Raw genomic sequence first — 20,466 nt, forward strand, 5'->3', positions numbered from 1 at the left:
CTTAAATGCTGAACATCATCACGGTGAGGATGAAGTCCAGTCCCAAAACTGACAATGAAGAAATCACCACACTGCGGGTGGTGGCAGAGGCCACACCCTCTGGCGTCGGTTGCGCCACATAACCTTGCAGCAGCGCAATGAAAGTCACTGCAACGCCAAACACCACACTTTTGATCATGCCATTGCCAACGTCTTTGAAGACATCGACGCCGCTTTGCATCTGACTCCAGAAAGCACCTGCGTCAACACCAATCAGCAAGACACCGACCGCATAGCCACCCAAGATGCCCACTGTACTGAACACCGCCGTGAGGAGGGGCAACGCAATGATGCCGCCCCACAAACGCGGTGCCAATATTCTGAGTTTGGGATCGACAGCCATCATCTCCAAAGCCGTGAGTTGCTCGCCGGCACGCATCAAACCAATTTCAGCGGTAATGGATGCGCCTGCTCGCCCAGCAAACAACAAGGCCGCAACCACAGGGCCCAATTCACGAACCAAGCTGAGTGCCACCAACAATCCCAAGGCGTCAGACGCGCCATAGCGTTGCAAGGTGTAGTAACCCTGCAAGCCCAGCACAAAGCCCACAAACAAACCGGACACGGTGATGATGGCCAAGGAATAGTTGCCCAAAAAATGCACTTGATCACGAACCAAGCCAAAGCGCTTCAAACAGGCGCCCGACAACATCAGCAATTGCGCAAACAAACGCGCACCGTAACCCCAATCGGCCAATTTTTGACGGAGGGCAAAACCCAATTCGGCGGGGTGCAGAAAGATCATGCCGAGGCACCTCCAAAGTCTTCCGTCACAGATTTGGCGGGGTAATGGAAGTGGACCGGCCCGTCACTCAACCCATTCACGAATTGGTGAATGAGCGGGTCACTGGTTTGTCGCAATTCGTTCGGTGTGCCTTGGGCTGCCACTTTGCCATTGGCCAGCACCACCACGTGATCGGCGATTTGAAAGGTCTCGTCCACATCGTGCGACACCACCACACTGGTGATGCCCAAGCTGTCGTTCAAACGTCGAATCAAACGCGCAGCCGTGCCCAAAGAAATAGGGTCGAGACCGGCAAAGGGTTCGTCGTACATCATGAGATCGGGGTCGAGCGCAATGGCACGTGCCAAGGCCACACGCCGTCCCATGCCGCCTGAGATTTCTGAAGGCTTGAGATGTCTGGCACCGCGCAAACCCACCGCATCCAACTTCATCAACACAATGTCGCGCACCATGGCTTCAGACATTTGGGTGTGCTCTCGCAATGGGAAGGCCACGTTGTCAAACACGTTCATGTCAGTGAACAAAGCACCAAACTGAAACAGCATGCCCATGCGCCTGCGCGCCGCATAAAGCTGTTCGATGTTCATCTGACCCACATCGTGGCCATCAAAGGTGAGTTCACCTTGTTGCGCCGTGTATTGGCCGCCGATCAAACGCAGCACCGTGGTCTTGCCACCGCCAGACACGCCCATCAGTGCCGTGACTTTGCCGCGCGGAATGCCAAACGAGATGTCGTTCAAGATGACGCGGTCCCCGTAGCCGAAGCTGAGGTTTTTGAGTTCAACCAGCAGTGGAGATGTGGGCAAGGTCATGTGTCAAAAAACAAAAGCCGGGGTCGCCGGCTTTTGAAGGATAAGGCGTTCAGATGAAGCTTGTGTAAACCGTTCAGATTTACACACTTCCCTGTCTGCGTTCATTTTAACGGGGTAAGTCGCTGGTTCCCATTAAGAACTCGTCAATTGAACGTGCGGCTTGACGGCCTTCACGAATGGCCCAAACCACCAAAGACTGGCCACGGCGCATGTCGCCCGCTGCAAACACCTTGGGCACATTGGTGGCATAACCACCGGTGAAGTCTGTGGTGGCCTTGGCGTTACCGCGGTTGTCTTTCTCAACACCGAAAGCGTCCAAGATGGTGGCCACGGGGTTCACAAAGCCCATGGCCAAGAAGACCATGTCGGCGGGGTAAGTCTTTTCAGTGCCAGGCACATTGACCAACTTGCCGTCTTTGAATTCAACTTCCACGGTTTTGAGGCCGGTGACTTTGCCTTTTTCGCCAATGAATTCTTGGGTGGAAATGGCAAATTCGCGGGTACAACCTTCTTCATGGCTGGAGCTGGTGCGCAATTTGAGGGGCCAGTAGGGCCATGTCAAAGGACGGTTTTCTTCTTCGGGTGGCTGAGGCATCACTTCAAACTGTGTGACGCTCTTGGCGCCATGGCGGTTCGAAGTACCGACGCAATCGCTACCTGTGTCGCCGCCACCAATCACGATCACGTGCTTGCCGTCAGCGCGCAATTGGTCTTTGAGCTTGTCGCCCGCGTTCACTTTGTTTTGCTGTGGCAAGAACTCCATCGCAAAGTGAATACCTGCCAAATCACGGCCAGGCACATTCAAATCGCGTGATTGCTCAGAACCACCCGTCAGCAACACGGCATCAAAGTCTTTTTGAAGTTGCTTGGGGCTGATGGTTTCTTGCGACCAGTTGGTCACTTTGGAGCCTGCAGGCAACTCGCCCACCAACACACCCGTTTTGATCTTCACGCCTTCGGCCACCAGCTGCTCAGCGCGGCGGTCGATGTGAGATTTTTCCATTTTGAAATCGGGGATGCCATAACGCAACAAGCCACCGATGCGATCGTTCTTCTCGAACAGTGTCACATCGTGACCCACGCGGGCCAACTGCTGGGCAGCAGCCATGCCGGCTGGGCCAGAGCCCACCACGGCGACTTTTTTACCTGTCTTGTGCGCAGCGGGACGGGGCTTGACCCATCCTTCTTGCCACGCACGGTCAATGATGGCGTGCTCAATGGACTTGATGCCCACGGCATCGTCGGCCACGTTCAAGGTGCAAGCAGCTTCGCAAGGTGCGGGGCAAATGCGGCCCGTGAACTCTGGGAAGTTGTTGGTGCTGTGCAGTACGTCAATGGCGTTTTTCCAATCGCCTTGAAACACCAAATCGTTGAAGTCGGGGATGATGTTGTTGACTGGGCAGCCGTTGTTGCAAAACGGTGTGCCGCAGTCCATGCAACGTGCACCTTGAACTTTGGCTTGCGCCTCGTCCAAACCGATGACGAACTCTTTGTAGTTTTTGACGCGCTCGCCGACAGGCTTGTAGCCCTCTTCGATGCGCTCAAATTCCATGAAACCAGTGATTTTTCCCATGATCAATCCTTGTTATTTCTTTGTGCTCAATTAGCTGGCAGCCACAGAATCTGTGGACTTGGCGGCCGCTTTGCGTGCATTGATTTCACCCAAGGCGCGCTTGTACTCGTTCGGGAACACTTTGACGAACTTCAGACGCGCTTGCGCCCAGTTGTCCAGCAACTCACGTGCGCGTTGGCTGCCGGTCCACTTGTGGTGGTCTTCCAGCAATTTCTTCAACTGAGTTTCGTCGGCTTGGTCGCGGTGCCACACTTTGCGGTCCACTGACGCTTCTTGCTCGGCCACAGTGAGTACTTTTTCCATGCTGACCATGGCGGTGTTGCAGCGCGAAGCAAACTGACCGTCTTCGTCGTACACATACGCAATACCGCCGCTCATACCGGCCGCAAAGTTGCGACCTGTTTTGCCCAGCACCGCCACCGTACCACCGGTCATGTATTCACAACCGTGGTCGCCCGTGCCTTCCACCACTGCTGTGGCGCCCGACAAACGAACAGCAAAACGCTCGCCAGCCACGCCGGCAAAGAAAGCTTCGCCCGTGGTGGCGCCGTACATCACGGTGTTGCCCACAATGATGTTTTGGCTGGCCACGCCACGGAACTCGAGGCTTGGGCGAACCACAATGCGACCGCCCGACAAACCTTTGCCGGTGTAATCGTTGGCTTCACCAATGAGGTACAGCGTGATGCCCTTGGCCACGAAGGCGCCAAAGGATTGACCGCCGGTGCCTTCGAGTTGAATGCGAATGGTGTCGTCTGGCAAACCGTCTGGATGCACTTTGGTCACCGCACCCGAGAGCATGGCGCCCACAGAACGGTTGACGTTGCGCGCCACTTCCATGAACTGCACCTTCTCACCTTTGTCGATGGCGGCGCGGCTCTTGGCAATAAGCACGTTGTCCAAGGCTTTGTCCAAACCATGGTCTTGCACATCAATGTGGCGACGGGGTACGTCGGCAGGCACATCGGGCACAGCCAACAAACGGCTGAAATCGAGGCCGCTGGACTTCCAGTGCTCAATGCCTTTGCGGGTGTCGAGCAAATCGGCACGACCGACCATGTCGTCAAACTTCTTGATGCCCAGCTGCGCCATGATTTGACGCACTTCTTCAGCGATGAAGAAGAAATAGTTGACCACGTGCTCTGGCTTGCCAGAGAACTTCTTACGCAAAATAGGATCTTGCGTGGCCACGCCCACAGGGCAAGTGTTCAGATGGCATTTGCGCATCATGATGCAGCCTTCGACCACCAGCGGTGCGGTGGCGAAACCAAACTCGTCTGCACCCAGCAACGCGCCAATGGCCACGTCGCGGCCAGTCTTCATTTGACCGTCGGCTTGCACCCGAATGCGACCGCGCAAGCGGTTCAGCACCAAGGTTTGCTGTGTTTCAGCCAGACCAATTTCCCAAGGGCTGCCAGCGTGTTTGATGGAGGACCAAGGTGATGCGCCGGTGCCGCCGTCGTGGCCGGCAATCACCAGGTGATCGCTCTTGCACTTGGCCACGCCTGCGGCAATGGTGCCCACGCCAATTTCAGACACCAACTTGACGCTGATGTCGCTGTGCGGCGCCACGTTTTTCAGGTCGTGAATGAGTTGGGCCAAATCTTCAATGGAGTAGATGTCGTGGTGTGGGGGAGGAGAAATCAAACCCACGCCTGGCACAGAGTGACGCAACTTGCCGATGTAGTCGGACACTTTGCCACCTGGCAATTGACCGCCTTCACCGGGCTTGGCACCTTGCGCCATCTTGATCTGAATTTGATCCGCGCTGTGCAAGTATTCGGCAGTCACACCGAAGCGGCCTGACGCCACTTGCTTGATCTTGGAGCGGAGGGAATCGCCAGCCTCAAGGGGCATGTCGACTTCCACTTCTTTGGCGCCAATGACGCTCTTCAAAGTCTCGCCCTTTTTGATTGGGATGCCTTTGAGTTCGTTGCGATAACGCGCAGAATCTTCACCGCCTTCGCCGGTGTTGCTCTTGCCGCCGATGCGGTTCATGGCAACGGCCAAGGTGGCGTGTGCTTCTGTAGAGATCGATCCCAAAGACATGGCGCCGGTGGCGAAACGTTTAACGATTTCGCTGGCGGGTTCTACTTCATCAATCGAAATGGCTTTGGCAGGATCGATCTTGAATTCGAACAAGCCGCGCAATGTCATTTGACGCTTGGTTTGGTCGTTGATGATCTGGGCGTATTCTTTGTACGTGTTCCAGTTGTTGGCACGGGTGCTGTGCTGCAACTTGGCAATGGCGTCGGGTGTCCACATGTGTTCTTCACCACGTGCACGCCATGCGTATTCACCGCCGGCATCCAGCATGGTGGCCAACACAGGATCGTTGCCGAACGCTGCTTTGTGCATGCGCAAAGCTTCTTCGGCAATTTCAAAAATACCAATACCTTGCACGCGGCTCGGTGTGCCTGTGAAGTATTTGTTCACGGTTTCTGTGTTGACGCCAATGGCTTCAAACAACTGCGCGCCGCAATACGACATGTAGGTGCTAACACCCATCTTCGACATGATCTTGGACAGGCCCTTGCCCACCGCTTTGATGTAGTTGTAGATGGCTTTGTCGGCTGACAAGTCACCAGGCAACTCTTTGTGCAAAGCCTGCAAAGTTTCCATCGCCAGGTAGGGGTGAACGGCTTCTGCGCCGTAACCTGCCAACACGGCAAAGTGATGTACTTCGCGGGCTGTGCCTGTTTCCACCACCAAGCCAGCCGTGGTGCGCAAACCTTCGCGCACCAAGTGTTGGTGAATGGCAGACAGCGCCAGCAATGCGGGAATGGCCACTTGGGTGGGCGACACACCGCGGTCGCTGATGATCAAAATATTGTTGCCGCCTTTGATGGCGTCAACGGCTTCAGCGCAGAGTGATGCCAGCTTGGCTTCAACACCTTCACGACCCCATGCAGCGGGGTAAGTGATGTCCAAGGTTGCGCTCTTGAACTTGCCCTGTGTGGACTGTTCAATGTTGCGCAACTTGGCCATGTCGGCAAAGTCCAGCACGGGCTGGCTGACTTCCAAGCGCATGGGTGGGTTGACTTGGTTGATGTCGAGCAAGTTGGGCTTGGGACCAATGAAGGACACCAAAGACATCACGATGGCTTCGCGAATGGGGTCAATCGGGGGGTTGGTCACCTGCGCAAACAACTGCTTGAAGTAGTTGTACAGCGGCTTGTTTCTGTCGGACAACACAGCCAAGGGGCTGTCGTTGCCCATGGAGCCCAAGGCTTCTTCGCCGGCTTGTGCCATGGGGGCCAACAAGAATTTGATGTCTTCTTGGGTGGTGCCAAAGGCTTGCTGTAAATCAAGCAAAGATTCTTTGGACACAGGCGCTTCTGCGGTGGTTGATTTGACGTCATCCAACTTGATGCGCAAGTTTTCAATCCACTGCTTGTAGGGCTTGCTGCTGGCCAAGTTCGACTTGAGTTCTTCGTCGTCGATCATGCGGCCTTGTTCCAAATCAATCAAGAACATCTTGCCGGGCTGTAGGCGCCACTTGCGAACAATTTTGCTTTCTGGAATGGGCAACACGCCTGTTTCAGAACCCATGATGACCATGTCGTCATCGGTGATGCAGTAGCGTGAAGGACGCAAACCGTTGCGGTCCAAAGTGGCGCCAATTTGGCGTCCATCAGTAAACACAATAGAGGCAGGACCATCCCATGGCTCAAGCATGGCGGCGTGGTATTCATAGAAGGCCTTGCGGCGCTCGTCCATGGTGTTGTGGTTTTCCCATGGCTCGGGAATCATCATCATCACGGCTTGGCTGATGGGGTAGCCGGCCATGGTGAGCAACTCTAAGCAGTTGTCAAACGTGGCTGTGTCAGATTGGCCTGCGAAGCTGATGGGGTAGAGCTTTTGCAAGTCGGGGCCGAGCACAGGCGAAGACATCACGCCTTCGCGCGCCTTCATCCAGTTGTAGTTGCCCTTGACCGTGTTGATCTCACCGTTGTGCGCCACATAGCGATAAGGGTGAGCCAAAGGCCACTCTGGGAAAGTGTTGGTGGAGAAACGTTGGTGCACCAAACCGAGTGCAGACACGCAGCGCTCGTCTTCCAAGTCACGGAAGTAGGTACCAACTTGATCAGCCAACAGCAAGCCTTTGTACACCACGGTACGGCTGGACATGCTGGGGATGTAGTACTCGTTGCTGTGCTTGAGTTGCAGGTTTTGAATGGCCGCACTGGCTGTTTTGCGAATGACGTACAGCTTGCGCTCTAAGGCGTCTTGCACAATCACATCGGCACCGCGGCCAATGAAGATCTGCTTCAACACAGGTTCTTTTTCGCGAACAGTAGGCGACATAGGCATGTCACGGTTGACCGGCACATCGCGCCAGCCCAGCAACACTTGACCTTCAGCTTTGACAGCGCGCTCGAGCTCTTGCTCGCAAGCCATGCGTGAAGCGTGCTCTTTCGGCAAGAACACCATGCCCACACCATACTCGCCCTGCGCTGGCAATGTGACGCCTTGCTTGGCCATCTCTTCTCTATAAAGAGCGTCTGGCAACTGAATCAAGATACCAGCGCCATCGCCCATCAACTTATCGGCACCCACCGCACCCCGGTGGTCCAAGTTTTCAAGGATCTTCAGGGCTTGCGTCACGATGGCGTGCGTTTTGGCGCCTTTGATATGGGCCACAAAGCCCACACCACAAGCATCGTGTTCTTGTGTGGGGTCATACAGACCCGTTTGTTGCAAAGATGATTTTTCGGCAGCCGAAGTCATGGCGCACTCCTAAAGATATTTCGCGGGAACGTGAGCATATTGCATTGCAACAAAAATGCCAAGAAAAATAATTGGGGTCAGATGAACATTAATTTTTTCTTTTTTCAGAATTAAATTAATTGGGGACAGATCTAAATTGAGTAAAAAAGAACTCATTAAAGCCACTTTATCGGCAAATTATTGACTTTAGGGAGGTGTTTTAAAGGGTCTGCCAGCCTTCTGGGGCAGGATGGGGCGCTGCGTTGTCTTCTGTAAAGACTTCAAAAACTCAGGTCGGCCTACGACTCGGCTCTTCAAAACCGACTCGGTCAGGTCTTTTTGCATGGAAGCAGACAGCCCTGCGGCCACAAACTCTGCATATGCGGCCTCCCTAGAAAACGGCGTGTTGCCTAGGCCCCAATACAGTGCATGCGGCGTCACCAATTTGTCGATTTTTTGACCAATCAGGTGCTTGTAACTGGACCAATTGAAATCTTCTGCAGCTTCAGCCACCCCTGCCCTGACGGGGTTCAAATCAATGTAGGCCATGCATGTGAGGAGATAGGCCTCCGAATCAATCACCGAAGATTTGTAACGGCCTTCCCACAAAGTGCCGCTTCTTTTGTGGCGTTGGTTGAAGTAACGCACATAAGTTCTGCCAACTGCCTGCATCATCAAGGACATGGCTTCATCGCTAGGCGGCGTGAGCAGCATGTGAAAGTGATTGTCTAGCAACACGTAGGCATTCACAGCAACTTTGTGTCGCTGCGACTCTTCCAGCCAGAGGCTGTAAAGCATCTTTCGATCTGCCTCGTCCATCACGATGGGCTGGCGATTGTTTCCCCGCTGAATCACGTGATGCGGGTAACCAGGAAGGGCTAAACGAGGATGACGGGCCATGCGCGAATGCTAACCCGAAAGGAATTAATGTTGATCTGACCCCAATTAAGGGTAGCGCGATGCAAGGGATTCGGTGAGGCCGAATTCGGTCAGGAGGGCTTGGAGGCGGTCGGCGGCGCCTGCTTTGGGACGGCCGGTGTAGCGGGCCAGGATAAGTTCGTTTTTCATGCTGTGCTCCCAACCGACCAGCTCGGTGACGGTGACGGTGTAGCCCTTGGACTCTAGGTAGAGACAGCGCAGGACGTTGGTGAGTTGGCTGCCAATTTCGCGGGTGTGCAAGGGGTGACGCCAGAGTTCGGCCAAGGGCGTGCGGGATAAATTGAGGGCTTTGTTTTGGCGCAGCTTGGCAGCCACTTCGGCCTGACAGCAAGGCACCAAGACCATGGCGCGGGCTTTTTTCAGCAAGCCAAAGGCAATGGCATCGTCGGTGGCCGTGTCGCACGCATGCAAGGCCGTGACCACATCTATTTGCGCAGGCATTTGGTCAGATTGCGAGGACTCAGCCACGGAGGTGTTCAAAAACACCATGCGCTTGAAGTCCAAGCGCTGCGCCAATGCGCGTGAGGCCTCGACCAATTCGGCGCGCGTTTCAATGCCGTAAATATGACCTTGCGACAAAGCCTTGAAAAACAAGTCGTAAACAATAAAGCCCAAGTAAGACTTGCCAGCGCCATGGTCGGCCAAGGTCAATCCCATATGACTGGCGTGCACATCCGCTGGTTTGCCTGCCGCCACATTCGAAGACTTGCCCGCATCTTCCTCCGACAGCTCTTTCAGAATTTTTTCGATGAACTGAAACAAGTGCAAAACCTGTTTGAGCTTGCGACGTGAATCCTGATTGAGTTTGCCTTCGCGCGTGAGAATGTGCAGCTCTTTGAGCAACTCGATCGACTGGCCTGGACGCAGGTCGAGGTCCAAGGGTTTGGGCGCGTCTGAGTTGGCGTTATTTTTTTTCATTGCTGTCATTCTGGGGCAGCGATGGCCCCACGTTCAAGTCTTGCCAACCCTTCAAACCCAATTGGTTCAGGGTGGCCATGTTGACTTCAAAAATATCTTCGGCATCTGGAAACGCAGCCACAGCACGGTCAATGCTGGCTTCACGAATCAAGTGCAAAGTGGGATACGGCGAGCGGTTGGTGTAATTGGTGATGTCGTCTTCATCGGTTCCCGAAAATTGGTACTTTGGATGAAAACTGGCAATTTGAATGACGCCTTCTAAATCGAGCGCCAGCAAACAATCGTCGGCCACATTCAAAAAGTCGTTGTAATCGTAAAAGTCTTGCAACAGATGCTGAACGACCAACAAGGTGGTGTCTCGCACCGCGGGTTCGTGCGCCACCAAGTCGCGCAACTCGCGCAGTAGATCATCGCGCAAAGTTTCCAAATCATCCGCCGCACTGACCGTGCAATGCACTTGGCCTTTGACATACACCGACTTGGCAAACGGACACAAATTCAAGCCGATGACCGCGCGCTCCAACCAGCGCAAGGTGTCTTGCACCATCACTTCAGCACTGACCTGATTCATGCAAGCTCCTTTGGCGCATTCAAGGCTTTGGCAATGAAGAAAGACATCACCCAACCCACGACGCAGCATAAACCTGTCGCGGTCCATGTCCACTGCCAGCCGCCCACTTGCGAGGCCAACCATGCCACCGCCGGAGGTCCCGCAAACTGACCGGCGGCAGAGCCTTGCTGCATCCAACCCACCGTGGTGGACACGTTGCGCTCATGCGGCGCCAAACGCACGGCCAACGAAAACAAAGTACCCGGCACCAAGCCACCACAAGATGAGAACAACAACACCCCTACGTAGCGCAACCAGGGCAACGCAGACGTCCGTTCGGAAAACGCCAGCCATGAGCCACAAGCCATGGCCAAAAATCCGAGGCCCAGCAACACACTGGGATGAAGACCACGTTGCAACATGCGGCCCGACGCCATGTTGCCACCCATGTTGACGGCAGCGGCAAATGCCGTCAGCACGCCCAAGGTGGCGCCCGACAAACCTGCTTGCGTGTAGATGGAAGGCAAGAAGCCAACCACGGCCAACCACTGCCCCGAGTACATGGCAAAACAAAGTGCAACCAACCAAGGGCCTGGTGCAGTCAAGGTTTCACGCAAACGCTGCGGCCATGCCACTTGAACAACGGCTGGCGTACTTTGCAGTGTGGGTTGTTGTGAAGCCATCACCGCATCGGCGGGCACCACACGCCACAACACCAGCGCCATGGCCCAAGACAGCACGGCAAACAAACACCACCAAGTTTGCCAACCCCAAGCAGGTAGCCACAAAGGCCCCACCAACAAAGTGAGGGCTGTCCCCGCCGGCATGTAAGCACCCCAATAGCCCAGTAACTTGCGAACTTGTTGCGCGCTGACCAATTTGCGAATCAGCCCAGGCGCAGGCAAAGTGACACACAAAAACCCGAGGCCTTCAAGCGCTCGCCAGAACATCAACTCAGGCACACTCAGCGCAAACGATCCCATGGCACTGGCCACTCCCAGAACCAACAAGCCCATCAGCATGCTGCGCTTGAGTCCCAAGCCATCTGCTGATAAACCTACCGCCAAGGCCAAGCTCATGCCCGCCAATTGCACCAGCGACAACAAGAAGCCCGATTGCATCAAGCTCATGCCCAAGCTTTCGGCCAATGCGGGCAAGGCCGGCGGCAACTTGCCAATCTGTAATGCAGCCACCACACCTGCGAAGATGACAATCAAGGCCGCAGCCTGCGACCGCTTGGCATCGGCACCTGTATCTGCTTGCGTGCTCATGCCAACAGACGACGCCCGGTGAGGCGCTCGTGCTCTTTAGCGGCATAACGATCGGTCATGCCTGCGATGTAATCGGCCACTGCGCGAGGCGTTTCTTCACGCGCTGAAAAGTCAGACGACATTTCTTGAGGACTGCTGATGTACGCATCAAACAGTTCGCGCACCACCACTTGGGCATTGGCCGTGGTCTCCATCACTTGAGGATGACGGTAGAGGTGTTTGAACAGAAAAGATTTCATCACCTTCACTTGCTGCGCCATCGGCTCACTGAAAGCCACCAAAGGGCCAGAGAGGCGCGCTTCGTCGGCACTTTGCGGCTGGTGTTGCGTCAAATGTTGGCGCGTGGTGTCGATCACATCGTAGACCTGATCGCTCAACATTCGTCGGATGGTTTCATAAAGCAAGCGTCTGGCTTTGCTGGCGTCCGCCAAGCCTGGATGTTGTTGCAAGGTGACGGTTTTGTAATGCGCAAACAAAGGCACCTCGTCCATTTGCGACAGCGTGAGCAAACCCGAGCGCACGCCATCGTCGATGTCGTGCGCGTTGTAGGCAATGGCATCGGCCAGGTTGCACAGTTGTGCTTCCAAACTGGGCTGCGTGCCATTCAAGAAGCGATGGGCCACGCCACCCGGCTCTTGCGCTTCGATCAACAAGGCATTGCGTTTGGCGCAGTGTTTCAAAATGCCTTCGCGCGTTTCAAAGCTGAGGTTCAAGCCATCGAATTCGGGATAGCGCTCTTCCAAATGGTCCACCACCCGCAAACTTTGCAAGTTGTGTTCAAAGCCGCCATAGGCTTGCATGCATTCGTTCAGTGTGTCTTGTCCTGCATGGCCAAACGGGGTGTGCCCCAAATCATGCGCCAGCGCAACAGCCTCCACCAAATCCTCGTTCAAACCCAAGGCCCGCGCAATGGAGCGTCCCAATTGCGCCACTTCCAAGGAATGCGTTAAGCGCGTGCGAAACAGATCGCCTTCGTGGTTTAAAAAGACTTGGGTTTTGTAGACCAAACGCCGAAACGCGGTGGAGTGCACGATGCGATCGCGGTCGCGCTGAAAATCATTGCGCGTGGGCGCAGGCACTTCGGCGTGGCGTCGCCCGCGGGTTTGTTCAGGATGGCAAGCGTAGGCTTCAAGCACAGCAGCGATCGATGACAGCACGCACCATGGCTTCGGGCGCAGCGCTGACGCGCGCTTTGCCTGGGCCTTCAATCAATACAAATTGAATGTCGCCAGCCACCGATTTTTTGTCATGCAGCATCAAGGCCAAATACTTGCCCGCATTGTCCTGGGCATCGAGCACAGGGCCACGGATGGGCAAGCCAGCTTGCGAAATGAGCTGCGTTAAGCGCGTCACAAACGCCGCATCGATCAGGCCCAAGGCCTCCGACAAATGGGCGGCCATCACCATGCCGCAACCCACTGCTTCGCCATGCAACCACTCGCCATAACCCAAGCCCGCTTCAATGGCGTGGCCAAAGGTGTGGCCAAAATTCAAAATGGCGCGCAAGCCGGCTTCGCGCTCGTCTTGCCCCACCACGTGGGCTTTGATTTCACAGCTGCGCTTCACTGCATGCGCCATGGCTTGCGGCTCGCAGGCTTTGAGCGCCTGGATGTTGGCTTCAATCCAATCAAAGAACGCCATGTCGGCAATGGGGCCGTACTTGATGATTTCGGCCAAGCCCGCACTCAATTCGCGTGCAGGTAAAGTTTGCAACACTGCCAAATCACAGACCACACGTTGCGGTTGGTAAAACGCGCCAATCATGTTTTTGCCCATGGGGTGGTTGATGGCTGTTTTGCCACCCACAGAAGAATCAACTTGTGCCAACAAGGTGGTTGGCACTTGCACGAAGGGCACGCCGCGCATGAAACTGGCTGCGGCAAAACCCGTCATGTCGCCCACCACACCGCCGCCCAATGCAAACAACACGGTCTTGCGATCGCAGGCCTGCCCCAGCAAGCTGTCAAAAATCAAATTCAAGGTCATCCAATCTTTGTGCGCTTCGCCATCGGGCAAATGCACGCTGTGAATGACTTTGTAATGGGCAGAAAGGGCTTGCTTGAGCGCAGCCTCGTACAAGGGCGCCACCGTGGTGTTGCTCACAATCAATGCCGCAGCCGCTTTGGGCAAGTGGGCATAGGTGGCAGCTTGGGCCAACAAGTTTTGACCAATGACGATGTCATAGCTTCGGTCGGCCAAATCAATTCGAACCACTTCTGGCTGTTGCGTCGTGCTGTTCATAAGCGGCTTCAAGTTTGGTGTGGGGTGTGCGTGTCAAAACCTTGAAGGTCCAACTCCGCAATGATGGCGTTCAACAATCGGTTGATACTGGGCCGCCCGGTGTCAAACACATGGTGCGCCGTCTCTTTGTAGAGTGGATCGCGCACTTGAAACAGGGCGCGCAATTTCTCGAGGGGGTCGTTCACTTGCAGCAAAGGTCTTTGCATGTCGTGCTTCAAACGGCGAAACACTTCTTCAGGGCTTGAACGCAGATAAACCACTTTGCCACGCGCCCGCAAATGTTGACGATTGGCTTCGCGCAAGACCGACCCGCCGCCGGTAGACAAAACACCGTGGTGGTATTTGCTGAGATCGTCGATGACGTTTTGCTCGATGTCGCGGAATCGCTCTTCGCCTTCGCGGTCAAAAAACTCACGAATCGAACAACCCAAGCGCTGCTCAATGACGCTGTCGGAATCCAAAAAAGGCAAGCCGAGACGACGCCCCATCTGTCTGCCGATGGTCGTTTTGCCAGATCCCGGGAGGCCAACAAAAATAATGAGCAAAAGAAGAAATTCAAGGTTGGAATGAGTCCCTAAGTGTATTCGAGGCCGCCCTGGGTGGCGATTCAGCCAGCACTCTGGGGGTGACAAAGATCAGAAGCTCGGTTTTTCGCTGGGTGACCTGCTCACTTTGGAACAGCCTGCCAATAACCGGCAGGCTGGCCAAGCCAGGGACCCGCGCCTCATCTTGCTTGTCTGCCGTTTCCAAAATGCCGCCAATGACCACCGTGCCCCCGTTGTCCACCAAAACCTGTGTTTTGACGTGTTTGGTGTTGATGGAATAACCCGCCGTGGTGACCTGACCGACGCTGTCCTTAGCGATGTCGAGCTCTAACACCACCGCCCCTTCCGGGGTGATTTGCGGTGTCACCTCGAGTTTGAGGTTGGCTTTGCGAAACGCAATGGAGGCCGCCCCATTGCCATTGTTGACTTGGTACGGCAGCTCGGTGCCCTGCTCGATCAAGGCCTTGGTTTGGTCCGCAGTGACCACCCGCGGACTGGCAATCACTTTGCCTTTGCCGTCGGCTTCAAGCGCAGAGATTTCGAGGTTGAGAAATTGATTGGCCGCTGCATTGAACAAGGACACCGCAAAATTAGCAGGCGGAAACAGGGTTTGCCCCGCCGAGCCTGCCGGCAAATTGAGCCAATAACTGGGCTGAATGCCCCCCGAGGCGGCCATGCCTTGTCCACCGATGGCCAAGTTAACTGGCTTGGCAGTTGCTGCAAAGGGGGCCGCGAAGCTGCTGGCAAATGCACCGCCCAAACGAACACCCAAGGATTTGCCAAATTGCGCTTCAGCTTCCACGATTTGCGCTTCGATCATGACCTGTCGCACTGGAATGTCCAGCCATTGAATGACGTTTTGCAGCTGTTTCAAAGCCGCGGGCGTGTCCAAGAAAAACAACTGATTGGTTCGGGGTTCGGCCATCACCGTGCCTCGCGCACTTAACCAACGCTGCCCTGACGCGCCCGCACTCACGCCGGCAGACTGCAAGCGCTGCGCCACATCGAGGGCTTTGGCGTATTTCAAAGTGATGGCCCAGGCTTGCAATCGCTCGGATGCATCGTTGCGTGAACTGATCCACAAAACGCCATCTTTGCTGATCGCCTCCAGCCCTTTGGATTGCACCACCACGTCGAGCGCTTCTCGCCACGTCATGTCTTTCAAATGCAGACTGACAGGGCCCGAAACGCCGTCGGCCACAATCAAATTGTGTTGCCCCATTTCGGCCAAGGCATGCAACAAAGCTTTGACCTCCATGTTTTGAAATGTCCACTTCAGCTTGTCATCGGCAGCTTGCAACAAAGGACTCCACATCAAGGTGCAAAGACCGACCACCCCTGCCTGAAACCACGGCCCTCGCTTCATGGCTTCGCCCCCTCCCAATCGAGCCGAACATCGGGCTGCCCCATCCCTGAACTCAGCCAAAGCCCCTGCGCATCGGTCCATTTGGCTTGGCTTTGCTCGGTGCCAAGCTGTTGACCGGGGCGCACCAAATGCGTTTGTGCGCCAGAGCGAACCCAGGTCCAAGCTTCGCCACGGCCACTTGAATGACTGGATTGCGCAACACCCACCACCCGCATCTGTGATTGACTTTCCTTGGGCAAAACGTGCACAGATGGCAAGGCCGATGTGGTCTGTGAATTTGCCAGTGCAGCCACTTCAAACTGCAACGCAACGCCTGTATCGGTATCGGCGTCTTGTGCATCCCAATACAAAGACAGCTGCCCTTCTAAAACAAACCGTCCATCGGCTTGCCTGCGACTGACCCACGATGTCCACAGCCCGTTTTGAAACCATTGGTCCAGGTCTTGCCAATAGGCATGCACAGCGTCTTCGGCGCCTTGAACACTGAACTTCAAGGTACTGGCCTCCAAGCCGTGCACGTCGGGTTCTGGCATCAGCTTGAGCTGCTGCACCAGCAAACCACGCTGCTGTGCCATGCGGTGCAATCGATGGAGCAAGGTCAAGCGAATGGCCGAATTGGGCCATGCCACCAACAGGTCATCGACTTGAGCTTGGTGCTGGTGCATCAACAAGTCCTGCTGGGCTATACCGGCCTGCACATTCATTGCTTGCGTTTGTTGCAAAGCTGATTGTCGCAAGGCTTCTTGGACCTGCTGCTGGCGTTCCATCCACTGCGCACTGGGAACAGACAAAGCAAGCGCTGCGACCAAGCCGCGCCAAATCACTGGCACCAAGCCGCACAAAGACAGACACATCAGCAACACCATCCAAGCTTGTTGCATGGGCGAGGCCAAGAAGCTTTGGTTTTGCCAATTCAACACCCACTTGGGCCATCTCAAGAATACCCAATGGGCCAAGGGGTCCGTGATACTTTGGAAGACCTTGGCACGACTCATGAACCCGCTCCCTGTTTGTCATAGAGCTTGGCCTGAATCAAAAACACCAATCCTTTAGGCGCCACCGAACCGGGCACATTCAAGTCGGACTGCACTTGCACCAACACAGGCGCTTGCAACCAACCTGGAAAACGGTTCAAGCCTTGCAACAAGGCCGAGACATCATGAGATTGTTCGGCCAAACCTTCCCATGTGAAAAGGCCGTTTTGAAATTGATGTGTTCGCAAAGCAAAGGCCGTGGGTGCTTCTCCATTGCGACCCTCTCGCTTCATTCTCCAGGCCGCCTGAACTTCAGAGATGTCTTCACGCTGCGCCTGTCGGCGTGCCAAACTTGCTTGACGTGCTTTCAAGTCAGCCACCGTTTTCTTCGCATCGGTCAATGCTTTTGCGTCGGCAGATGGAGTTGCAGGCATCGCCCCAGGCAAGGGCAAGATTGCGCTGCCTTGCACGTGCGCTGTGGTGGCCAATTCATCCAAAGCGAACAGCTCTTGCTGCCCAATGATTCCTAAACCCAACAGCAGCCCCGTGCCCATGGACAATTGGATGTTCCGGCGTGTGCGCTTGCTGCGGTGTGCAGCGTTTTGTAGCCAGTTCAACATGGGACTTCACCTTGCCGCAAAAAAGAAACAAGCTGTTCAGTGATGCGCTGCTGCAAAGCCTGCTGCGACTTGAACGAATGTCGAAAGAAGCTGGCCAAACCCAGCGCTTGGCTTTGTGCCGTGAACACCTGCAAATCGAACCCCAGTTCTTTCATGTGCGCCATGCGTTCATGGAGCTTGAATGCCTCATAAGCCCAAACAGTGGCCTGCAAACTTCCGGTGACTGGCTGATGAACCTGGTAATCAAGGGCCACTTGATGGGTCGCCAATTGCATGCGCACACTGGCCTCTAAACGACATTCGGCTTCGATGTCATGAGGTCCCCAACTGGGCAAGCAGGCCCACTCGAACGTTTTGCACTGCGTATCTGGAATGACCCAAGCTGTTGGCCTCACATGGGTCTTGAAGAAGGGCACACGAGGTAAAGCCGGCCAAGCCCGCTCACGGGCCATCAAGAGCGCCGACATCAAGCTTGGCAGGTCCACCCCTGTCTGGGTTAACACCTGCTGGCCATGGACGACCACTGCAGTGAAAAATCGCGCATCATCTGGGGACTGCGCAGAGGCAGCATGCTCGAATACACCCCATCTCGGCGCATGGCGCCGCTGAAACAAAGGCAAGGCAAACAAATTGGACTTTCTGAGGCGGTTGGCGATCCCTCATTGAACCCTCGACCCAGCCCCGAAAAGACTACAATTCCTGCCAATCCAGTTGCTTTGCGCAACATTCAAATTCCGCCATCTGCCCAGCAGTTTTTATAATGCGGTCAGCGGTTTTTTCCGCCCTCAACATGTCCAAAAAAAACAACGACGCATCCCCTCAACAACTCGATTTGATCGAGTCACCTCGCCTGCATTGGGCCTTGCGAGTTTGCCTTTGGGCCGCAGGCTTGGTGGCAGCGGGCTTGTTGTCCTTGTTGATGGTGATTGGCGTGGCCATGGTGATGGCCTATCCCCAACTGCCCGACACGTCTGATTTGGCCGAATACCGCCCTAAATTGCCATTGCGAATTTACACCGCCGATGGCGCCTTGATGGGTGAGTTTGGCGAAGAACGCCGCAACTTGACGCCGATCAAAGAAATTCCGCAGGTCATGAAAGACGCGGTGTTGTCGATTGAAGATGCGCGCTTTTACCAACACGGCGGCTTGGACTATTTGGGTTTGATTCGCGCTGGCATTGCCAACTTGGGCAAACGCAAAAGCCAAGGCGCGTCCACCATCACCATGCAGGTGGCGCGCAATGTGTATCTGTCGACTGAAAAAACCTACACCCGCAAAATTTATGAAATTTTGCTCACCTTCAAGTTGGAGCACTTGCTGACCAAAGATCAGATTCTTGAGATTTACATGAATCAAATCTTCTTGGGCAACCGGGCCTATGGCTTTGCATCAGCCGCCGAAACTTACTTTGGCAAACCCTTGAAGGACATCAGCATTGCAGAAGCAGCCATGTTGGCCGGCTTGCCCAAAGCGCCTTCGGCCTACAACCCCATCAGCAATCCCAAGCGCGCACGTTCACGCCAGCTCTACATCATTGAGCGCATGGAAGAAAACGGCTTCATCACAGCCAAGCAAGCGCAAGAGGCCAAAGCCGAGCCCTTGAAAATTCGCGCCAGCAACGACAAGAACCGCATCCATGCGGAGTACGTGGCCGAGACCGTGCGCCAGCTGATGTTTGCGCAGTATGGTCAAGAAACCTACACACGCGGTTTGAACGTTTACACCACGCTCCAATCCACCGAACAAAACGCGGCCTACCATGCCCTGCGCCAAGGCATCATGGACTTTGAGCGCCGTCAGGTGTACCGTGGCCCAGAGAAGTTCATCGACTTGCCCAGCACGCCCAAAGAAATGGAAGAGGCCATCGACGATGTGTTGGAAGACCATCCCGACAATGGCGACGTCATGTCGGCCGTGGTGCTGGAAGCCACACCCAAAAAGATTGTGGCGGTCCGTCAAAACGCTGAACAAATTGAAATCACTGGCGAAGGATTGAAACCAGCGCAATCTGGCTTATCAGACAAAGCCGGCCCCAACATCAAGATCAAGCGCGGCGCTGTGATCCGTGTGGTGCAAACGCCCAAAGGCACATGGGAAATCACGCAATTGCCAGAAGTGGAAGGTGCCTTCGTGGCCATCAGTCCACAAGACGGCTCTGTGCGGGCCTTGGTCGGCGGTTTTGACTTTGCCAAAAACAAGTTCAACCACGTGATTCAAGCTTGGCGTCAGCCGGGCTCTAGCTTCAAGCCTTTCATTTACTCAGCGGCTCTGGAAAAAGGCTTCACGCCCGCAACAGTGGTGAACGATGCGCCCTTGTTCTTCGACGCAGGCGTCACAGGTGGCCAACCTTGGGAACCTAAAAACTACGACGGCACTTTTGAAGGTCCGATGACCATTCGCAAAGGTCTGGCGAAGTCCAAGAACATGATCTCCATTCGCATCTTGCAAGCCGTGGGCACACGCAACGCACAAGAGTGGGTCACCAAGTTTGGCTTTGATGAAGAGAAACACCCCGCCTACCTCACCATGGCTTTGGGTGCGGGCTCTGTCACCCCCATGCAAATGGCCACGGGTTACTCGGTATTTGCCAACGGCGGCATGCGCGTGCAACCTCACATGATCACTCGCGTCACCGACCACAAAGGCAAAATTTTGGTCAACAGTCCGCCGGTGCCCGTGGACGAAAGCCATCGCGCCATCTCACCGCGCAATGCCTTTGTCATGACCAGCTTGCTGCAAGAGGTGACGCGCTCGGGTACTGCGGCCAAAGCCCGTGTGGCTTTGAAACGAGATGACATCTACGGCAAAACCGGTACCACCAACGATTCCATGGACGCTTGGTTTGCAGGCTACCACCGCAACTTGGCAGCTGTGGTCTGGATTGGTTACGACACGCCCCGCAAGTTGGGTGATCGCGAAACCGGGGGCGGCCTGAGCTTGCCTGTGTGGATCAGCTTCATGGAAACGGCCCTCAAAACACTGCCTGTGTCTGACGCCGTCGCGCCTGAAGGCGTTTTACACATCAATGGCGAATGGTATTTTGAAGAATATGCCAAGGGCGGTGGCGTCACCAGCTTGGGCCTTGGCAATGACAAAGGCGGTGCGCTGCCTGAAGCAGACGAGCGCAAGAAAATCTTAGATTTGTTCCGCAACTGATCAGCG

General features: G+C 55.1%; 17 protein-coding genes. 2 read left to right on the plus strand and 15 right to left on the minus strand.

What is annotated here, in order from left to right; translation table 11 throughout:
* Position 1: 1 nt before the first annotated feature.
* From mlaE to B9Z46_RS09685, 15 genes are all read right to left on the minus strand, one after another.
* Positions 2 to 784: a lipid asymmetry maintenance ABC transporter permease subunit MlaE gene (mlaE, locus tag B9Z46_RS09615; RefSeq protein WP_108256035.1), complete on the minus strand. Its 783-nt coding sequence runs from the start codon at positions 782 to 784 to the stop codon at positions 2 to 4.
* The gene (locus B9Z46_RS09620) at positions 781 to 1,596 is read right to left on the minus strand and encodes an ABC transporter ATP-binding protein (protein ID WP_108256037.1); all 816 of its coding nucleotides are present in this window, start codon (positions 1,594 to 1,596) and stop codon (positions 781 to 783) included. The genes mlaE and B9Z46_RS09620 overlap by 4 nt, the downstream gene beginning before the upstream one ends.
* A 106-nt stretch (positions 1,597 to 1,702) precedes the next feature.
* Entirely contained in the window at positions 1,703 to 3,169 is a 1,467-nt protein-coding gene (locus B9Z46_RS09625) for a glutamate synthase subunit beta (RefSeq protein WP_108256039.1), read from the minus strand.
* 30 nt (positions 3,170 to 3,199) lie between these two features.
* On the minus strand, positions 3,200 to 7,900 hold the full coding sequence (locus B9Z46_RS09630) for a glutamate synthase-related protein (protein ID WP_108256041.1): 4,701 nt from the start codon (positions 7,898 to 7,900) through the stop codon (positions 3,200 to 3,202).
* 186 nt (positions 7,901 to 8,086) lie between these two features.
* Entirely contained in the window at positions 8,087 to 8,779 is a 693-nt protein-coding gene (locus tag B9Z46_RS09635; RefSeq protein ID WP_055359789.1) for a transposase, read from the minus strand.
* Positions 8,780 to 8,824: 45 nt separating this feature from the next.
* On the minus strand, positions 8,825 to 9,736 hold the full coding sequence (locus tag B9Z46_RS09640) for an SAM-dependent methyltransferase (protein ID WP_108256043.1): 912 nt from the start codon (positions 9,734 to 9,736) through the stop codon (positions 8,825 to 8,827).
* Positions 9,723 to 10,307, minus strand: coding sequence for a DUF1415 domain-containing protein (locus tag B9Z46_RS09645; protein ID WP_108256045.1), 585 nt, complete (start codon positions 10,305 to 10,307; stop codon positions 9,723 to 9,725). Before B9Z46_RS09645 ends, B9Z46_RS09640 begins: the two co-directional genes overlap by 14 nt.
* Positions 10,304 to 11,557: a CynX/NimT family MFS transporter gene (locus tag B9Z46_RS09650; RefSeq protein WP_108256047.1), complete on the minus strand. Its 1,254-nt coding sequence runs from the start codon at positions 11,555 to 11,557 to the stop codon at positions 10,304 to 10,306. Before B9Z46_RS09650 ends, B9Z46_RS09645 begins: the two co-directional genes overlap by 4 nt.
* Positions 11,554 to 12,714 carry a deoxyguanosinetriphosphate triphosphohydrolase gene (locus tag B9Z46_RS09655; protein WP_233245974.1) on the minus strand — a complete coding sequence of 387 codons (1,161 nt, stop codon included), beginning with the start codon at positions 12,712 to 12,714 and terminating at the stop codon, positions 11,554 to 11,556. Before B9Z46_RS09655 ends, B9Z46_RS09650 begins: the two co-directional genes overlap by 4 nt.
* A complete protein-coding gene (gene aroB, locus B9Z46_RS09660; RefSeq protein ID WP_108256051.1) occupies positions 12,686 to 13,798 on the minus strand; it encodes a 3-dehydroquinate synthase in 1,113 nt (370 codons plus the stop codon). The genes B9Z46_RS09655 and aroB overlap by 29 nt, the downstream gene beginning before the upstream one ends.
* A gap of 8 nt (positions 13,799 to 13,806) precedes the next feature.
* The gene (locus tag B9Z46_RS09665; protein WP_055359784.1) at positions 13,807 to 14,343 is read right to left on the minus strand and encodes a shikimate kinase; all 537 of its coding nucleotides are present in this window, start codon (positions 14,341 to 14,343) and stop codon (positions 13,807 to 13,809) included.
* A gap of 10 nt (positions 14,344 to 14,353) precedes the next feature.
* Entirely contained in the window at positions 14,354 to 15,790 is a 1,437-nt protein-coding gene (locus B9Z46_RS09670; RefSeq protein ID WP_108256053.1) for a type IV pilus secretin PilQ, read from the minus strand.
* Positions 15,706 to 16,704: a hypothetical protein gene (locus B9Z46_RS09675; RefSeq protein WP_108256055.1), complete on the minus strand. Its 999-nt coding sequence runs from the start codon at positions 16,702 to 16,704 to the stop codon at positions 15,706 to 15,708. The genes B9Z46_RS09670 and B9Z46_RS09675 overlap by 85 nt, the downstream gene beginning before the upstream one ends.
* Complete coding sequence (locus B9Z46_RS09680) at positions 16,701 to 17,303, minus strand: hypothetical protein (protein WP_108256057.1); 603 nt, start codon at positions 17,301 to 17,303, stop codon at positions 16,701 to 16,703. Before B9Z46_RS09680 ends, B9Z46_RS09675 begins: the two co-directional genes overlap by 4 nt.
* On the minus strand, positions 17,297 to 17,770 hold the full coding sequence (locus B9Z46_RS09685) for a hypothetical protein (protein WP_108256059.1): 474 nt from the start codon (positions 17,768 to 17,770) through the stop codon (positions 17,297 to 17,299). Before B9Z46_RS09685 ends, B9Z46_RS09680 begins: the two co-directional genes overlap by 7 nt.
* A 45-nt stretch (positions 17,771 to 17,815) precedes the next feature.
* Here B9Z46_RS09685 and B9Z46_RS09690 point away from each other — a divergent pair, with 45 nt between their 5' ends.
* Together B9Z46_RS09690 and B9Z46_RS09695 are read left to right on the plus strand one after the other, a co-directional pair.
* Positions 17,816 to 18,064: a hypothetical protein gene (locus B9Z46_RS09690; protein WP_108256061.1), complete on the plus strand. Its 249-nt coding sequence runs from the start codon at positions 17,816 to 17,818 to the stop codon at positions 18,062 to 18,064.
* Positions 18,065 to 18,093: 29 nt separating this feature from the next.
* Complete coding sequence (locus B9Z46_RS09695) at positions 18,094 to 20,460, plus strand: penicillin-binding protein 1A (protein WP_108256451.1); 2,367 nt, start codon at positions 18,094 to 18,096, stop codon at positions 20,458 to 20,460.
* The last annotated feature ends 6 nt before the right edge of the window (positions 20,461 to 20,466 follow it).

This window comes from Limnohabitans sp. Hippo4, from assembly GCF_003063605.1.
Taxonomy (GTDB): domain Bacteria; phylum Pseudomonadota; class Gammaproteobacteria; order Burkholderiales; family Burkholderiaceae_C; genus Limnohabitans_A.